Source organism: Telluria mixta, assembly GCF_029223865.1.
Lineage (GTDB): Bacteria > Pseudomonadota > Gammaproteobacteria > Burkholderiales > Burkholderiaceae_D > Telluria > Telluria mixta.
The window spans coordinates 1,120,119-1,135,703 of the sequence record NZ_CP119520.1 but is presented as its reverse complement, the minus strand read 5'-3'; the positions used below and the strand labels follow the sequence as shown (position 1 = coordinate 1,135,703).

The following is a 15,585-nucleotide window of genomic DNA, read 5'->3' as shown; positions in this document are numbered from 1 at the left end:
CTCGTCGGAACATGGGGTTAGCGAACTCCGTAGCGAATACCTGCGAACCACGTGCGCCCGGCGGTGCCGTAGTTGCGCGCCAGGTCGTAGTGCTTGTCGGCCGCGTTGTCGACGCGGACCAGCAGCGACCAGTCGCGCGTCATGTGCCAGGTAGTGTACAGGTTCAGCAGGCCGTAGCCGCCGAGGCGATTGGCGTTGGCGGCATCGTCGAAGCGGCGGCCGGAGGCCTGCAGTTCGACGCCGGCGTCCACCTGGCCCGCGGTGTAGTCGGCCGCGACGCTGGCGTGGCGGCGCGCGCGGCGGGCCAGCTGCTTCCCGGTCGTCTCGTCGCGCGGATCCTGCAGGTCGGCGCTGGCGCGCAGGTCGAGGTTGCCGAGGCGGGTGCTTGCTGCCAGGGTCAGGCCTTCCAGCAGGGCGTGGTCGACGTTGTAGGCGCAGCTGCCGCTGGGGCGACCCGGGCACGGCGTGACGGACACGATCATGTCGGTCAGGCGGTTGCGGTAGTAGTTCGCCTGCAGGTCGACGCCGGCCACGCGGTACTGCACACCCACCTCCGCGTTGCGGCCCCGTTCCGGCTTGTTCGACGTCAGGCCATAACCCGGGTAGTACAACTCGTTGAACGTGGGGGCGCGGAAGCTCGTACCGTAGCTGGCCGTGGCGCGCAGGTCCTGCGTGAATTCGTAGCCGTAGCCGAGGGCGCCCGTCGTCTTGCCGCCATATTCCGAATGGTCGTTGCGCGCGCTGACGTCGAGCAGGTGGCTGCCGCGGCGCAGGTCGTACGACGCCGCGACGGCATTCGTGATGCGCGTGCGGTTGATGTCCTTGATGGCGCTGGACAGGACTTGTTCCTTGCGGTGGCCCGCCAGCACCTGCAGCGTGTCGCCGGCGATGTCGAACGTGTTCTGCCACGTGAATTCGTCCTGGCGCGTGTTCAGTTGCGAGGTACCGGAAGGCGTCGTGCCAGTGAAGCTGCCCAGCTTGTCTTCCGAGCGCGCCACCTGGACGCTGCTGCGCCAGTTCGGCAGGAAGCGGTCGTTCAGGAACACGCTGTAGCTGTCGAGTTCCTGAAGGTTGTGCGTGTCGAAGTCCGACTTGCCGCTGTCGTATTGCGCGTTCAGGCGGCTCTGCATGAATTGCGCACCGATCTCGTGGCCCTCGGCCAGGCGCAGTGCGATGCGGCCGTTGACGCTGTTGCGCGTGTAGCCGTCGTCGTCGGGGTTGTAGCTCGACGAGCCAGGGCGTGTGGACGAGAAGCCATCCGATTCTTCGTGTGCGCCGGAGAGCGCGTAGGTGACGCTGTGCGCACCGCCCGTCGAGCCGTGCACGCTGGCGTCGTACTGGTTCGTGCCGTACGTGCCGCCGCCCGCGCTGGCGCTGAACATCGGTGCGCCTGCGCTCTTCTTCGTGAAGATCTGCACGACGCCGCCGATGGCATCCGCGCCGTACAGGGAGCTCAGGGGGCCGTAGACGATCTCGATGTGGTCGATGGCCGACAGCGGGATCGCATTCCAGGACGCCGCGCCCGTGGTGGCGGAGCCGATGCGCACGCCGTCGACCAGCACGACGACCTGGTTGCTGTTGGCGCCGCGCAGGAATACGGTAGTGTTGGTACCGCCGCCGCCGTTGCGGGAGATTTCGATGCCGCGCTGGCGGCGCAGCACGTCGGCGACGGAGCCGGCGCCTGCGCGGGCGATGTCGTCGCTCGAGATGACGACGGTGTCGGGAATGACGTCTTCGGCGCGTTGCGGCGTGCGGTTGGCGGTGACGATGACGGTGTCGGGAATGGGATCGGCGTGGGCCGATGCGGCGGCAGCGAATGCGAGCGAAAGCGCGGCCGCCAGCCGGGAAACAGGAAAGGACATGACTTTTTATTGTGTAGACCAACCGGCCGACGTCCCCGTCAGCCAGATGAACAGAAGCGCTGGATGAATCGCGCTTCCACCTTTTGGCCGGTATCCGGGCTGGCGAGTATGGCCGTCCGACCTTCCCATGCGGATGCACAGTGGTATGTGGGGACGGTTGCCGTGCACGCGTGAGAGGCGTGCCGGCACTTGCTTACCGTTGCGGGGGCAGCACACGTTGGCGCTTGTCTGAAGAGCGCTTCGTGTTTCCCGTTTAACTGCGCCCGAGAGACGGGCGCGAGCACCAAAACGCCGACATTATACGCCCAGCACGACCAGCTGGCCGTAGCCGATGCGATGCGGCGTCTGCGCCGCGTTCAGTGCCGCCTGTTCCAGCGGTGCGCCGCCATGCAGCGCCGCCAGCAGGCGGATCGTGCCGGCGTGGCAGACGATGAGCGCGGACGGTGTGCGCAAATCGGCGACGAACGCTTGCACGCGGCGGGCCACGTCGAGCACGTTTTCGGCGCCGCCGGGGCGGTAGTGGAGCAGGTCGGCGGTCCAGGCGTCGACGTCGGCGCGCGGGATGTCCGACCAGGGGCGCAACTCCCACGCGCCGAAATTCATTTCGGCCAAACGCGCATCGAGCGTCACGCGGCCCGGGGCCAGGTGTGCGGCCAGCAGGGCACAGCGTTGCAGCGGGCTGGCGTAGACGGGCAGGCCGCTCGGTACGGCGAGTCCGGCATGCACGCGTGCGAGTTCGCTGTCGGTGACCGGGACGTCGCTGGCGCCGTAGCACAGGCCCGGCGCCACGTCCGGCTGCGGATGGCGTACCAGGTACAGCGTCATGCGTTCCAGGCACCGTGGCCCAGCGTGGCCAGCACGGCGATATAGATGAGCGCTTCGGCCAGCTGCTGCACGGCGCCGAGGCAGTCGCCCGTGTAGCCGCCGAGGCGCCGGACGAATAAACGGCCGAGCCACAGCGCGGCGAGTGCCGCTGCGATCATCGCGGCCAGTATGGCGGCCGGTGTCATCGCATCGGTGGCCAACATATACGCTGCGGGGAGCAGGCAGGTCAGCGCCGCGATCGCGAATTCCGCGTTCGTCATCTGCTGCGCCAGCGGCTTGGCCTTGCCTTCGCCGCGGACATAGTCCAGCTTCCAGATCAGCGCCGTCGCGGCGAGACGAGAGAGCGGATGCGCGACGAACAGCGCGACCACGGCCACGCGCGGCGGCAGCATCGCCAGCGCGGACAGCTTGGTCGCCAGCATGCACACGATACCGATCGCGCCATACGCACCGACGCGCGAATCCTTCATGATCTCCAGCGCCCGTTCCTTCGTCATGCCGCCACCGAGGCCGTCGCACGTGTCGGCGAAGCCGTCCTCGTGGAAAGCGCCCGTAATATAGATCGACGCAGCCGTCGACAGCACGGCCGCCACGGGCGCGGGCAGCACGAGCGCGGCCGCGTAGTACACACCGGCTGCGATGGCCGCGACGACGACGCCGACGAGCGGGAAGTAGCGCGACGCGTGCTGCAGCCACGCGGCCTCGAAGCCGACCCACGCCGGGATCGGCAGCCGCGTGAAGAACTGCAGGGCGATGAAGAACAGGCGGACTTGATGCATCAGGCGGATTTTTCGTTGACGCTGGCCGACTCGAAGGTCGCCATTTCGTTCAGGAAGTTCGTAGCTGCATGCAGCAGCGGCAGGGCCAGCGCGGCGCCCGTGCCTTCGCCGAGGCGCAGGTTCAGCTGCAGCAGCGGCTCCGCGCCGAGCGCATCGAGCATGCGGCGGTGGCCGGATTCGTCGGAGCAGTGCGCGAACACGCAGTAATCGAGGATCGCGGGTTCGATGCGCGCCGCGACGAGCAGGGCGCTCGTGACGATGAAGCCGTCGATCAGCAAGACCTTGCGCAGCGCGGCCGCTTTCAGCATGGCGCCGGCCATCATCGCGATCTCGAAGCCGCCGAACGTGGCCAGCACGGCGAGGGGGCGTCGACGCCCGCATGGCGCCCGGCCGCCGCTTCGATCACGCGCTGCTTGCGCAGCACGCCTTCCGGCGACAGCCCGGTGCCGGCGCCGACGCACTCCGCGACGGGAATCCCCGTCAGCTTGTACATCAGGGCTGCTGCCGCCGTCGTATTCCCGATGCCCATCTCGCCGAAGCCGACCACGTTGCCGGGCAGGTCGGCCGCGAGGGCGGCGCCATGTTCCAGCGCGGTCGCGCACTGCGCCTGCGTCATCGCCGGCTCGAGTGCGAAGTTGCGCGTGCCGTTTGCTATCTTGCGGTCGACGAGGCCGGGGCGCGCGCCGAAGTCGTGATTGACGCCCGCATCCACGACGTGCAGGTCGATATTGTTCTGGCGCGCGAACACGTTGATGGCGGCGCCCTGGGCGAGGAAGTTCTCGACCATCTGCCATGTGACGTCCTGCGGGTAGGCGGACACGCCTTCCGCGACGACACCGTGGTCGCCGGCGAACACGAGGATGGCAGGTTTCTCGATCGTGGGCGTGACGGTGTCCTGGATCAGGCCCAGGCGGCTGGCCAGCCGTTCGAGCGCGCCCAGGCTGCCGAGTGGCTTCGTCTTGTTATTAATGGCGGCGGTGAGGGCGGCGGCCAGATCGGGATTCGTCGTGGGGGCGATGCGCATGGGGACTCCATGGGGTGATGAAGCCGGCAAAGATAGCACAGAAGCAATTCGAAAATTCTTACGGTAAGCCCCTTGCATACCCCCGATCCGGTTTGCTATAGTTCGCGTCCTGCTTCGGCAGCGTAAGAAAAGTTCAGCGAAATCAAACAGTTGAGCTAGGTGGTTTGACAACGCCGCTTGCGCTGATGAAAAAGATGAGTTGACGAGTTAAGCGAAACACTGCATAATCTCACTTCTCTGCTGCTGACGAACAAAACGATTCGCAAACGCAGCAAGGCAGTACCGAATACGAAGCTCTTTAACAATAAACAGTCGATAAGTGTGGGCGTTTGATGAAGTGCCAGCAGTCGCGTAAGCGGCTGCTGAATGCTTAAATTATCAAATGTTCACACAAAAGAAATACGTTGCTCAGCAATGAGTAACGGTCAGTATTTTGAGTGAGCGATCTGCTGAGAAATCAGCAAAAACAGGAATTAAACTGAAGAGTTTGATCCTGGCTCAGATTGAACGCTGGCGGCATGCTTTACACATGCAAGTCGAACGGCAGCGCGGGGCAACCTGGCGGCGAGTGGCGAACGGGTGAGTAATATATCGGAACGTACCCAAGAGTGGGGGATAACGTAGCGAAAGTTACGCTAATACCGCATACGATCTATGGATGAAAGTGGGGGATCGCAAGACCTCATGCTCCTGGAGCGGCCGATATCTGATTAGCTAGTTGGTGAGGTAAAGGCTCACCAAGGCGACGATCAGTAGCTGGTCTGAGAGGACGACCAGCCACACTGGGACTGAGACACGGCCCAGACTCCTACGGGAGGCAGCAGTGGGGAATTTTGGACAATGGGCGCAAGCCTGATCCAGCAATGCCGCGTGAGTGAAGAAGGCCTTCGGGTTGTAAAGCTCTTTTGTCAGGGAAGAAACGGCTCCGGCTAATATCTGGGGCTAATGACGGTACCTGAAGAATAAGCACCGGCTAACTACGTGCCAGCAGCCGCGGTAATACGTAGGGTGCAAGCGTTAATCGGAATTACTGGGCGTAAAGCGTGCGCAGGCGGTTTTGTAAGTCTGTCGTGAAAGCCCCGGGCTTAACCTGGGAATTGCGATGGAGACTGCAAGGCTTGAATCTGGCAGAGGGGGGTAGAATTCCACGTGTAGCAGTGAAATGCGTAGAGATGTGGAGGAACACCGATGGCGAAGGCAGCCCCCTGGGTCAAGATTGACGCTCATGCACGAAAGCGTGGGGAGCAAACAGGATTAGATACCCTGGTAGTCCACGCCCTAAACGATGTCTACTAGTTGTCGGGTCTTAATTGACTTGGTAACGCAGCTAACGCGTGAAGTAGACCGCCTGGGGAGTACGGTCGCAAGATTAAAACTCAAAGGAATTGACGGGGACCCGCACAAGCGGTGGATGATGTGGATTAATTCGATGCAACGCGAAAAACCTTACCTACCCTTGACATGTCAGGAACCTCCGAGAGATTGGAGGGTGCCCGAAAGGGAACCTGAACACAGGTGCTGCATGGCTGTCGTCAGCTCGTGTCGTGAGATGTTGGGTTAAGTCCCGCAACGAGCGCAACCCTTGTCATTAGTTGCTACGCAAGAGCACTCTAATGAGACTGCCGGTGACAAACCGGAGGAAGGTGGGGATGACGTCAAGTCCTCATGGCCCTTATGGGTAGGGCTTCACACGTCATACAATGGTACATACAGAGGGCCGCCAACCCGCGAGGGGGAGCTAATCCCAGAAAGTGTATCGTAGTCCGGATCGCAGTCTGCAACTCGACTGCGTGAAGTTGGAATCGCTAGTAATCGCGGATCAGCATGCCGCGGTGAATACGTTCCCGGGTCTTGTACACACCGCCCGTCACACCATGGGAGCGGGTTTTACCAGAAGTAGGTAGCTTAACCGCAAGGAGGGCGCTTACCACGGTAGGATTCGTGACTGGGGTGAAGTCGTAACAAGGTAGCCGTATCGGAAGGTGCGGCTGGATCACCTCCTTTCTAGAGTGGCACGGGAGCTTACGCTCCATCATCAAGCGCCCACGCTTATCGACTGTTGCAAAGTTAAACGAGAACAGTTCGGGTCTGTAGCTCAGTCGGTTAGAGCACCGTGTTGATAACGCGGGGGTCGTTGGTTCGAATCCAACCAGACCCACCAGTTACCAAAATGGGGGATTAGCTCAGCTGGGAGAGCACCTGCTTTGCAAGCAGGGGTCGTCGGTTCGATCCCGTCATCCTCCACCATCGACTGTTTCACTATATTTATGTAAGCCTGGTGGTTTAGATAAGCGTAGTTCTCGTTCTTTAACAATCTGGAAGAAGTAAAGTTTTCTTTAAGCGTTCAACGCATCGAAAGATGTATTGGACACTTAGGGTAGTAATCTGTATGTATCAACAAACAAAGTAAGCTGAATCCTTGTTGCTATGACGCTCCCTTCTCGTCTTTCCTTCGGAAAGACTGCAGGGGCCAACGTTATAGGGACAAGCGAATAAGTGCACATGGTGGATGCCTTGGCGATTACAGGCGATGAAGGACGTAGTAGCTTGCGATAAGCTGCGGGGAGTGAGCAAACACACTTTGATCCGCAGATTTCCGAATGGGGAAACCCGGCCTTTTAGGTCATTGCATACTGAATACATAGGTATGCAAAGCGAACGCGGCGAACTGAAACATCTAAGTAGCTGCAGGAAAAGAAATCAACCGAGATTCCCAAAGTAGTGGCGAGCGAAATGGGATGAGCCTTGTACGTGATAGTCGGACTGATAGTGGAATCCTTTGGAAACAGGAGCCATAGCGGGTGATAGCCCCTTACACGAAATCAGACCGGTGGTACTAAGCGTACGACAAGTAGGGCGGGACACGAGAAATCCTGTCTGAATATGGGGGGACCATCCTCCAAGGCTAAATACTCGTAATCGACCGATAGTGAACTAGTACCGTGAGGGAAAGGCGAAAAGAACCCCGGGAGGGGAGTGAAATAGATCCTGAAACCGTGTGCATACAAACAGTCGGAGCCTCTTCGTGGGGTGACGGCGTACCTTTTGTATAATGGGTCAGCGACTTACATTCAGTGGCGAGGTTAACCGAATAGGGGAGCCGTAGAGAAATCGAGTCCGAACAGGGCGACAGTCGCTGGGTGTAGACCCGAAACCAGGTGATCTACCCATGGCCAGGATGAAGGTGCGGTAACACGCCCTGGAGGTCCGAACCCACTAATGTTGAAAAATTAGGGGATGAGCTGTGGGTAGGGGTGAAAGGCTAAACAAACCTGGAAATAGCTGGTTCTCTCCGAAAACTATTTAGGTAGTGCCTCAAGTATCACCATCGGGGGTAGAGCACTGTTATGGCTAGGGGGTCATTGCGACTTACCAAACCATTGCAAACTCCGAATACCGATGAGTGCGAGCTTGGGAGACAGACGTCGGGTGCTAACGTCCGGCGTCAAGAGGGAAACAACCCAGACCGCCAGCTAAGGTCCCAAAGATTGGCTAAGTGGAAAACGAAGTGGGAAGGCTAAAACAGTCAGGATGTTGGCTTAGAAGCAGCCATCATTTAAAGAAAGCGTAATAGCTCACTGATCGAGTCGTCCTGCGCGGAAGATGTAACGGGGCTAAGCCAGTCACCGAAGCTGCGGATATGTTTCTTAGTATTTATACTTTGATCCATATGGTAGGAGAGCGTTCCGTAAGCCTGAGAAGGTGTCTTGTAAAGGATGCTGGAGGTATCGGAAGTGCGAATGCTGACATGAGTAGCGATAAAGAGGGTGAAAAGCCCTCTCGCCGAAAGCCCAAGGTTTCCTGTTCAACGTTCATCGGAGCAGGGTGAGTCGGCCCCTAAGGCGAGGCAGAGATGCGTAGCTGATGGGAAGCAGGTTAATATTCCTGCACCGTCGTATGATGCGATGGGGGACGGATCGCGGAAGGTTGTCCAGCTGTTGGAATAGCTGGTTTTTGACTCATAGAAGGCGCTTAGGCAAATCCGGGCGCGTAATTCAAGGGGTCGAGACGTGTGTCCTTGTGACACGAAGCAATCGGAAGTGGTTCCAAGAAAAGCCTCTAAGCTTCAGTCATACGAGACCGTACCGCAAACCGACACAGGTGGGCGAGATGAGTATTCTAAGGCGCTTGAGAGAACTCGGGAGAAGGAACTCGGCAAATTGGTACCGTAACTTCGGGATAAGGTACGCCCCGGTAGCTTGATTGGTTTACTCCATGAGGGTGAAAGGGTTGCAATAAACTGGTGGCTGCGACTGTTTAATAAAAACACAGCACTCTGCAAACACGAAAGTGGACGTATAGGGTGTGACGCCTGCCCGGTGCTGGAAGATTAAATGATGGGGTGCAAGCTCTTGATTGAAGTCCCAGTAAACGGCGGCCGTAACTATAACGGTCCTAAGGTAGCGAAATTCCTTGTCGGGTAAGTTCCGACCTGCACGAATGGCGTAACGATGGCCACACTGTCTCCTCCCGAGACTCAGCGAAGTTGAAATGTTTGTGATGATGCAATCTACCCGCGGCTAGACGGAAAGACCCCATGAACCTTTACTGTAGCTTTGCATTGGACTTTGAACCAATCTGTGTAGGATAGGTGGGAGGCTTTGAAGCGGGGACGCCAGTTCTCGTGGAGCCAACCTTGAAATACCACCCTGGTTCGTTTGAGGTTCTAACCTTGGCCCGTGATCCGGGTCGGGGACAGTGCATGGTAGGCAGTTTGACTGGGGCGGTCTCCTCCTAAAGTGTAACGGAGGAGTTCGAAGGTACGCTAGGTACGGTCGGACATCGTGCTAATAGTGCAATGGCATAAGCGTGCTTAACTGCGAGACCGACAAGTCGAGCAGGTACGAAAGTAGGACATAGTGATCCGGTGGTTCTGTATGGAAGGGCCATCGCTCAACGGATAAAAGGTACTCTGGGGATAACAGGCTGATTCCTCCCAAGAGTTCATATCGACGGGGAGTTTGGCACCTCGATGTCGGCTCATCACATCCTGGGGCTGTAGCCGGTCCCAAGGGTATGGCTGTTCGCCATTTAAAGTGGTACGTGAGCTGGGTTTAAAACGTCGTGAGACAGTTTGGTCCCTATCTGCCGTGGGCGTTGGAAATTTGAAGGGGCTGCTCCTAGTACGAGAGGACCGGAGTGGACGAACCTCTGGTGTACCGGTTGTCACGCCAGTGGCATTGCCGGGTAGCTAAGTTCGGAAGAGATAACCGCTGAAAGCATCTAAGCGGGAAACTCGCCTTGAGATGAGATTTCCCGGAGCCTTGAGCTCCTTGAAGGGTCGTTCGAGACCAGGACGTTGATAGGTCGGGTGTGGAAGTGCAGTAATGCATTAAGCTAACCGATACTAATTGCCCGTACGGCTTGTCCCTATAACCTTGGCAGTCATTGCCAACGCAAGGGTTCAGCTGTTTGTTGAGACAACAGATTACGAAAACTGCTTCTTCCGGATTCAGAGTGACGCACGCCTACGCTGCGGCACTCGTACAAGTTATGCCTGATGACCATAGCAAGTCTGTACCACCCCTTCCCATCCCGAACAGGACCGTGAAAAGACTCTGCGCCGATGATAGTGCTGCAACCAGTGTGAAAGTAGGTTATCGTCAGGCTAGTTATTAAGAAAAGCCCGCTCAGTATGCACTGAGCGGGCTTTTTGCTTTTTCAGGCACAATGCCTCCTGCAAGCTTGTTAATTCAATCACACAGGAGGCCCATGAACGAACGGACCGCACGCGATGTCGTCCTGATGCGCGCCATCGAAACCGCCGACACGAAGCGCGAGATCCTGACCGAAGACGACCGTGTCTACGCAAGCCGCAGCGCGCGCGAACTGGCGCACTGGCAGGCGGCCGAAGGCAAGAGCGAGCCGCGGCTCGACCATTTCCTCGGCCAGCGCGCGGAACTCATCCTCAAGCGGCTGGCCGAGCGCACGCCCGCATTTGCCGCGTTCCGCCAGCGCCGCAGCCTGCTGCCCGTGCTGGCCGTGCTGCTGCCCATCGTCGGCTTCGTGGCCGGCGCGGGGCTGGACCGCATCGGCAATCCGCACCGTGTCGATCTGCTGTCGGCGCCGCTGCTCGCAATCCTCGCGTGGAATTTGCTCGTCTACCTCGCGCTGATCGTGTGGGCGCTCGTGCCGTCGAAGCGGACCGGTTGGGCGAGCCCGCAACTGCTGCGGCGCCTCTCGGTCGGCAAGGCCGCGCTGCCGCGCAAGCTGCCGGCGCCGCTCGCCGCCGGCATCGCGCAATACTTCACGGACTGGTCGGCGCTGACGGCCAAGCTCACGCATCTGCGCCTCGGCCGCACGATCCACCTCGCGGCCGCCGCGTTCGCGCTCGGCGCCATCGCGTCGCTGTACGCGCGCGGCGTGCTGACGCAGTACGCGGCCGGGTGGGAAAGCACCTTCCTCGATGCCCAGCAGGTGCACACGCTGCTGTCGTTCCTGTTCGCGCCCGCGCTGGCCGTGTTCCCGCTGCAGGGATTTACGCTGGCCGACGTCCAGCTGCTCCGCTTCGTGCAGGAGCCGTCGCCCGCCGGCGGTGCCCGCTGGGTGCATTTGTATGCGGCGACGCTGTTCCTGCTCGTCGTGCTGCCGCGTCTCATGCTGGCGATCGTGTCCGGCCTGCGCGCGCGCCGTCTCGCGCACCGCCTCCCGCTCGACCTGGGCCAGCCGTATTACCGGCTGCTGGCCGACCGCGTCGGCGCCTCCGGCCCGGCCGTGCTACGCGTGATTCCGTACAGCTTCACTGTCGACGAGCCGCGTCATAAAGGCCTCGCGGCCGTCGCGGCGATGGTCCTCGGCGAACAGGCGCAATTGATGCTGCGCCCGTCGTCCCCGTACGGCGAGGAGCCGAAGGATGCGCTGCGCGATGCGCGCCTGGACGATGCCGACGTCGCCATCACGGCCGTCCTGTTCAACCTGACTGCCACGCCGGAACGCGAGAACCACGGCGCGTTTCTCGAGTACCTGGCGCGTAACACGCCGCGCGGCATCGCCGTGCTGCTCGACGAATCAGGGCTGGTAGAGCGCGGCGCCGTCGACGCCCGCCTGGTGGAGCGCGTCGCGCTGTGGCACCAGTTCTGCCAGTATCACCACATCCAGGCGACCGTCGTCGACCTGCTGCATCCTGAGCGCCATCCGCTCGATCTCGGCAGCGGCCTGCCCGTGTCGGGGGCCGCATGAACGCGCAGCCCGTCGACATCCAGTTCGCGCTCGTCTCGCATACGAACAACGGCAAGACGACCCTGGCGCGCACGCTCGTCGGCATGGACGTGGGCGAAGTGCGCGATGCTGCCCACGTGACCGTGTTCGCCGAAGCGCATACCTTGCAGACCAGCGCCGCGGGCGACCGCCTGCTGTTGTGGGACACGCCGGGTTTCGGCGATTCGGTCCGCCTGCTCAAGCGCCTCGCGCAGGCGGGCAATCCGATCGGCTGGTTCATGCGCGAAGTGTTCGACCGCTACCGCGACCGGCCGTTCTGGCTCAGCCAGCAGGCGCTGCGCGCGGCGAAGGATGCGGCCGACGTCGTGCTGTACCTCGTGAATTCGTCCGAGGATCCGCGTGACGCCGGCTATCTGCCGGCCGAGATGCGCATCCTCGAATGGCTCGGCAAGCCCGTCGTCGTGCTGCTCAACCAGCTGGGGCCACCGCGGCCGGACGAGCAGGAACAGGCGGAGCAGACGCGCTGGAAAGCACACCTCGACCAGTTCCCGATCGTGCGCGACGTGCTCGCGCTGGACGCATTCGCCCGCTGCTGGGTGCACGAGGACGTGTTCTACGAACGTGTCGGCAAGTTGATCGACGAGTCGAAACGCGACGGCTATGCGCGGCTGCTCGCGGCCTGGCAGGCGGACAATGTGCGGCGCTTCCGCGAGGCCACGGCACTCGGCGCGCAGATGCTGGCCGGCGCCGCGCGCGACAGCCAGGCCATCGAACAGGAGGGCAAGGCGAACCTGTTCAAATCGGCGCTGAAGGCCGTCGGTCTCGGCAAGGACGAGCAGAAGCGCCAGGATACGGCGATGGCCGGCCTCGTCGAGCGGCTGGAGCGGCGCATCGGCGACACGACCGTCGGCCTGCTGCGCCTGCACCGCCTCGACCCGGGCGACGCCGGCCGCATCAATGCCCGCGTGCGCGAAAACTTCGCCGTGCGCGCGCCCATCGACAAGGCGCAGGCGGGGCTGCTGGGTGCCGTCGTTTCCGGCGCCGCGACGGGCCTGTCGGCCGACCTGATGGCCGGTGGTCTCACGTTGGGCGGCGGCGCGCTGCTCGGCGCGATCGTCGGCGCGCTCACGATGGCCGGCGCGGCCTGGGGCTTCAATACGACGACGGACCGCGACCGGCCGACGGTGCAGTTCGCGGACCCGTTCCTGCGCACGCTCCTCGTCGGCAGCGTACTGCGCTATCTCGCCGTCGCCCACTTCGGACGCGGACGCGGCAACTTCGTCGAAGGCGAGGCGCCGCCGTTCTGGCAGGCGGAGGTCGAACGCAGCGTCGCCGTGCACGAGGCCGAGCTGGCGCCGTTGTGGAAGGCCGTGCGCACTGCGCCCGATGCGGCGGCGGCCACGGCGCAGGTAGAGACGCTGCTGGGTCGCGTGATGGCGCATACGCTGGAACATCTATATCCGGAGGCGGCGGCGCGCGCCCTGGCACGCGCGGACATGTGACACCTGTTGCAAATTGGGACAGGCGCGGGCCGTGATCGCCGTCATCCAGGGCGTATGAAGCATGGCACGCCGATTGCTCATGTAGGGATAGATCGATAAACCTACAGGAGACATCACCATGAAGCACAAATTCCGCATCGCCGCCGGCGCAGTCGCCGTTGCCGCCGCCGCACTCACCTCGCTCTGGGCCAACGCGCACGGCAACGTGGTTCCGCAAGGCGTCGACACGACGGGCCTGCCCACGCTGGGCGACAAATGGCGCGACGAGAATCCGTACCGCACCAACAAGCTCGCGCTGAAGATCGGTTCCTCGGCCTACACGCAGAACTGCGCGCGCTGCCACGGGCTGGAAGCTGTGTCGGGCGGGATCGCGCCGGACCTGCGCCTGCTCGACCGCGACTGCACCGGTCTCAAGAACGAGAAGAAGAAGGACGCCTGCTACAAGGAAGTCGACAACTACTACCTGACCAGCATCCGCCACGGCAAGGTGCGCAACGGTGCCGTGTACATGCCGCCGTTCGAAGGCGTGTTCAACCAGGAAGCGATGTGGGCCATCAAGACCTACCTCGAATCCCGCCGCGCCGCCGACTGAGGCCATCATGTCGACCCCGACTTCGCCGTCCCGCCGCCGGCTGCTCGCGGCCGGCCTGCTGCTGGGTGCCGGGATCGCCGCGCCCGGCGCTGTCTTCGCCGGCGACACACCCGTGTTGCGCACGGCGGGCACCCTCAAGGTGGCCGTTTATAACGACCTTGCGCCGTTCTCCAGCCATGGCCAGGGCATCGACGCCGACCTCGGCGCCGCACTGGCCGGCAAGCTCGGGCTGAAGCTGGCACTGTTGCCGTTCGATGCAGGCGACGACCTCGGCGACGACCTGCGCAACATGGTATGGAAGGGCCACTACCTCGGCTACGGCCCGGCCGACGTGATGCTGCACGTGCCGGTCGATCGCATGCTGATGAACGCGAATCCGCAGGTCGAGATCTTCGCGCCGTATTACGTGGAGACCGTGCGGCTCGTACGCAGCGCACAGGCGATTCCGCAGTTCGACGGCGTGGAGGCACTGGCGGGCAAGCGGATCGGCGTCGAGAAAGTGTCGATCTCCGGCATGGTGATGCTGGGCGAGGGCGGGGGACGCTTCCGCGAGCAGGTGCACATCTACCCGACCGCGATCGAAGCGCTGGAGCAGCTAAAGGCGGGCAGCCTGGATGCGGTGCTGGCCACGCGCGCCCAGATCGAGTCGGTGATGAAGGGCGATCCCGCGTTCCCAGTGCAGGAGGTGCCGTTCGACCGCCTGCCGCGTGGCGGCTGGGCGGTCGGCATGGCGGTGAAAAAGGATAACCTCGGCCTCGCGCGCCAGCTGCAGGCCGCGCTGAACGACCTGGCGGCCAGCGGCGAACTGAAGACGATCTTCGCGAAGTACGGGGTGCAGACCGTCAGGCCGTGATCACTCCTCGGACCACAGCTTGCCTGCCGTGGCCCAGTGCTCGCGCCTGATTTCGTGGATCAGGATGTCCACGGAGTCGGGCGAGCACTCGAGGGTCTTGACGGTGGCTTCCGTGACGGCTTGCACGAAGGCGCGCTTTTGTTCCGGCGTACGGCCTTCGAACAGTTGAACGTTAATGGTCGGCATAGGGGCTCTTTCAGGTACGGTATAGGGGACTGGCGGCGTCGAGGCGGCGCAGCAGCGACGGCCATTCGAGCACGCCTTCGGGCGAACCGTCGCCCACGAGCTGCGCGTGGGCCGTCGCGCACATGGCAGCGGGCGGCTGCACGAGCGGAACGCCGGCCGCCTGCGCGCGCAACTGCACGTCGCAGGCGCGGTCCAGCGTTTCCATCAGCACGAACGCTTCCGCGATCGTACGGCCGACGGTCAGGCTGCCGTGGTTCCGCATCAGCATGGCGGGGCGGTTGCCCAGGTGGTCGACGAGGCGCGCCTGCTCGTTAAGCGTCATCGCGATGCCTTCGTAGTCGTGGTACGCGAGTTCGCCGTAAAAGCGCAGCGCGTATGGCGACAGCGGCAGCAGGCCGTCCCGCTGCATGCCGACGGCGATACCGGCGGGGTGATGCAAGTGCATGACACAGGCCGCATCCGGCCGCGCCTTGTGCACGGCCGCGTGCAGGCGGAAGCCGGACTGGTTCACCGGGGCGGGGATGGCGCCGATGGCGTTGCCGGCGCTGTCGACCTTGACGAGGTTCGACGCCGTCACTTCATCGAAGCACAAGCCGAACGCGTTGATCAGGTAGTGGCCCGGTTCGCCGGGCACGGCGGCCGAGATGTGGGTGTAGATGCCGTCGGCCCAGCCGTACAGCGCGCATAACTGGTAGCACGCGGCGAGGTCGACGCGCGTTTGCCATTCCGAGAGTTTGTCCATCACGCGAGCGTAACAGGCAACGCGCACGCCGGTCATATGCCGGCGTGCATGAATGTTATGCG

9 protein-coding genes, 2 tRNA genes, 3 rRNA genes, 1 pseudogene and 1 riboswitch are annotated in these 15,585 nt (G+C 62.2%); of the genes and pseudogenes, 9 read left to right on the top strand and 6 right to left on the bottom strand.

All coding sequences use genetic code 11. From position 1 onward, the window contains the following. Window positions 1–17: 17 nt before the first annotated feature. The 4 genes and pseudogenes from P0M04_RS05035 to cobT all read right to left on the bottom strand — a co-directional run bounded on the left by P0M04_RS05035 (window position 18) and on the right by cobT (window position 4,490). Window positions 18–1,862, bottom strand: coding sequence for a TonB-dependent receptor domain-containing protein (locus P0M04_RS05035; protein ID WP_259452923.1), 1,845 nt, complete (start codon window positions 1,860–1,862; stop codon window positions 18–20). A 68-nt stretch (window positions 1,863–1,930) separates the two neighbouring features. Next, a riboswitch (cobalamin riboswitch) is annotated at window positions 1,931–2,165 on the bottom strand. Further along, window positions 2,160–2,687 (bottom strand): alpha-ribazole phosphatase family protein, encoded by a 528-nt coding sequence (gene cobC / locus P0M04_RS05030; RefSeq protein ID WP_259452924.1) that lies wholly within the window; start codon window positions 2,685–2,687, stop codon window positions 2,160–2,162. It overlaps the preceding riboswitch by 6 nt. Then, a complete protein-coding gene (locus tag P0M04_RS05025) occupies window positions 2,684–3,466 on the bottom strand; it encodes an adenosylcobinamide-GDP ribazoletransferase (RefSeq protein ID WP_259452925.1) in 783 nt (260 codons plus the stop codon). Before P0M04_RS05025 ends, cobC begins: the two co-directional genes overlap by 4 nt. Next, a pseudogene (cobT, locus tag P0M04_RS05020) lies at window positions 3,466–4,490 on the bottom strand (nicotinate-nucleotide--dimethylbenzimidazole phosphoribosyltransferase). The gene P0M04_RS05025 and the pseudogene cobT overlap by 1 nt, the downstream one beginning before the upstream one ends. A gap of 475 nt (window positions 4,491–4,965) precedes the next feature. Between cobT and P0M04_RS05015 the strand changes: the two are divergent. The 9 genes from P0M04_RS05015 (at window position 4,966) to P0M04_RS04975 (ending at window position 14,595) form a co-directional block, all read left to right on the top strand. After that, window positions 4,966–6,494 (top strand): 16S ribosomal RNA (locus tag P0M04_RS05015). An 80-nt stretch (window positions 6,495–6,574) separates the two neighbouring features. After that, window positions 6,575–6,651, top strand: a tRNA-Ile gene (locus tag P0M04_RS05010). An 11-nt stretch (window positions 6,652–6,662) separates the two neighbouring features. After that, window positions 6,663–6,737 (top strand) — tRNA-Ala (locus tag P0M04_RS05005). A gap of 235 nt (window positions 6,738–6,972) precedes the next feature. Beyond that, window positions 6,973–9,862 (top strand): 23S ribosomal RNA (locus tag P0M04_RS05000). A 124-nt stretch (window positions 9,863–9,986) separates the two neighbouring features. After that, window positions 9,987–10,099, top strand: a 5S ribosomal RNA gene (rrf, locus tag P0M04_RS04995). Together the 16S, 23S and 5S rRNA genes with 2 tRNA genes alongside form the textbook arrangement of a ribosomal RNA operon. 103 nt (window positions 10,100–10,202) lie before the next feature. Beyond that, on the top strand, window positions 10,203–11,669 hold the full coding sequence (locus P0M04_RS04990; RefSeq protein WP_259452947.1) for a DUF2868 domain-containing protein: 1,467 nt from the start codon (window positions 10,203–10,205) through the stop codon (window positions 11,667–11,669). Further along, a complete protein-coding gene (locus P0M04_RS04985) occupies window positions 11,666–13,150 on the top strand; it encodes a DUF3482 domain-containing protein (RefSeq protein ID WP_259452948.1) in 1,485 nt (494 codons plus the stop codon). The genes P0M04_RS04990 and P0M04_RS04985 overlap by 4 nt, the downstream gene beginning before the upstream one ends. Before the next feature lie 118 nt (window positions 13,151–13,268). After that, complete coding sequence (gene pedF, locus P0M04_RS04980) at window positions 13,269–13,742, top strand: cytochrome c-550 PedF (RefSeq protein ID WP_025511611.1); 474 nt, start codon at window positions 13,269–13,271, stop codon at window positions 13,740–13,742. 7 nt (window positions 13,743–13,749) lie between these two features. Next, window positions 13,750–14,595, top strand: coding sequence for a substrate-binding periplasmic protein (locus P0M04_RS04975; RefSeq protein WP_259452949.1), 846 nt, complete (start codon window positions 13,750–13,752; stop codon window positions 14,593–14,595). Here P0M04_RS04975 and P0M04_RS04970 read toward each other — a convergent pair whose 3' ends face one another. Together P0M04_RS04970 and P0M04_RS04965 are read right to left on the bottom strand one after the other, a co-directional pair. Then, entirely contained in the window at window positions 14,596–14,781 is a 186-nt protein-coding gene (locus P0M04_RS04970) for a 4-oxalocrotonate tautomerase (RefSeq protein WP_259452950.1), read from the bottom strand. It lies immediately after the preceding gene. Window positions 14,782–14,791: 10 nt separating this feature from the next. Then, window positions 14,792–15,523 carry a class II aldolase/adducin family protein gene (locus tag P0M04_RS04965; RefSeq protein WP_259452951.1) on the bottom strand — a complete coding sequence of 244 codons (732 nt, stop codon included), beginning with the start codon at window positions 15,521–15,523 and terminating at the stop codon, window positions 14,792–14,794. Window positions 15,524–15,585: the final 62 nt, after the last annotated feature.

What these genes read in the sequence shown, in the direction of transcription:
- P0M04_RS05035 (WP_259452923.1), bottom strand. Translation starts at nt 1,862, where the DNA reads ATGTCCTTTCCTGTTTCCCGGCTGGCGGCCGCGCTTTCGCTCGCATTC.
- cobC (WP_259452924.1), bottom strand. Translation starts at nt 2,687, where the DNA reads ATGACGCTGTACCTGGTACGCCATCCGCAGCCGGACGTGGCGCCGGGC.
- P0M04_RS05025 (WP_259452925.1), bottom strand. Translation starts at nt 3,466, where the DNA reads ATGCATCAAGTCCGCCTGTTCTTCATCGCCCTGCAGTTCTTCACGCGG.
- P0M04_RS04990 (WP_259452947.1), top strand. Translation starts at nt 10,203, where the DNA reads ATGAACGAACGGACCGCACGCGATGTCGTCCTGATGCGCGCCATCGAA.
- P0M04_RS04985 (WP_259452948.1), top strand. Translation starts at nt 11,666, where the DNA reads ATGAACGCGCAGCCCGTCGACATCCAGTTCGCGCTCGTCTCGCATACG.
- pedF (WP_025511611.1), top strand. Translation starts at nt 13,269, where the DNA reads ATGAAGCACAAATTCCGCATCGCCGCCGGCGCAGTCGCCGTTGCCGCC.
- P0M04_RS04975 (WP_259452949.1), top strand. Translation starts at nt 13,750, where the DNA reads ATGTCGACCCCGACTTCGCCGTCCCGCCGCCGGCTGCTCGCGGCCGGC.
- P0M04_RS04970 (WP_259452950.1), bottom strand. Translation starts at nt 14,781, where the DNA reads ATGCCGACCATTAACGTTCAACTGTTCGAAGGCCGTACGCCGGAACAA.
- P0M04_RS04965 (WP_259452951.1), bottom strand. Translation starts at nt 15,523, where the DNA reads ATGGACAAACTCTCGGAATGGCAAACGCGCGTCGACCTCGCCGCGTGC.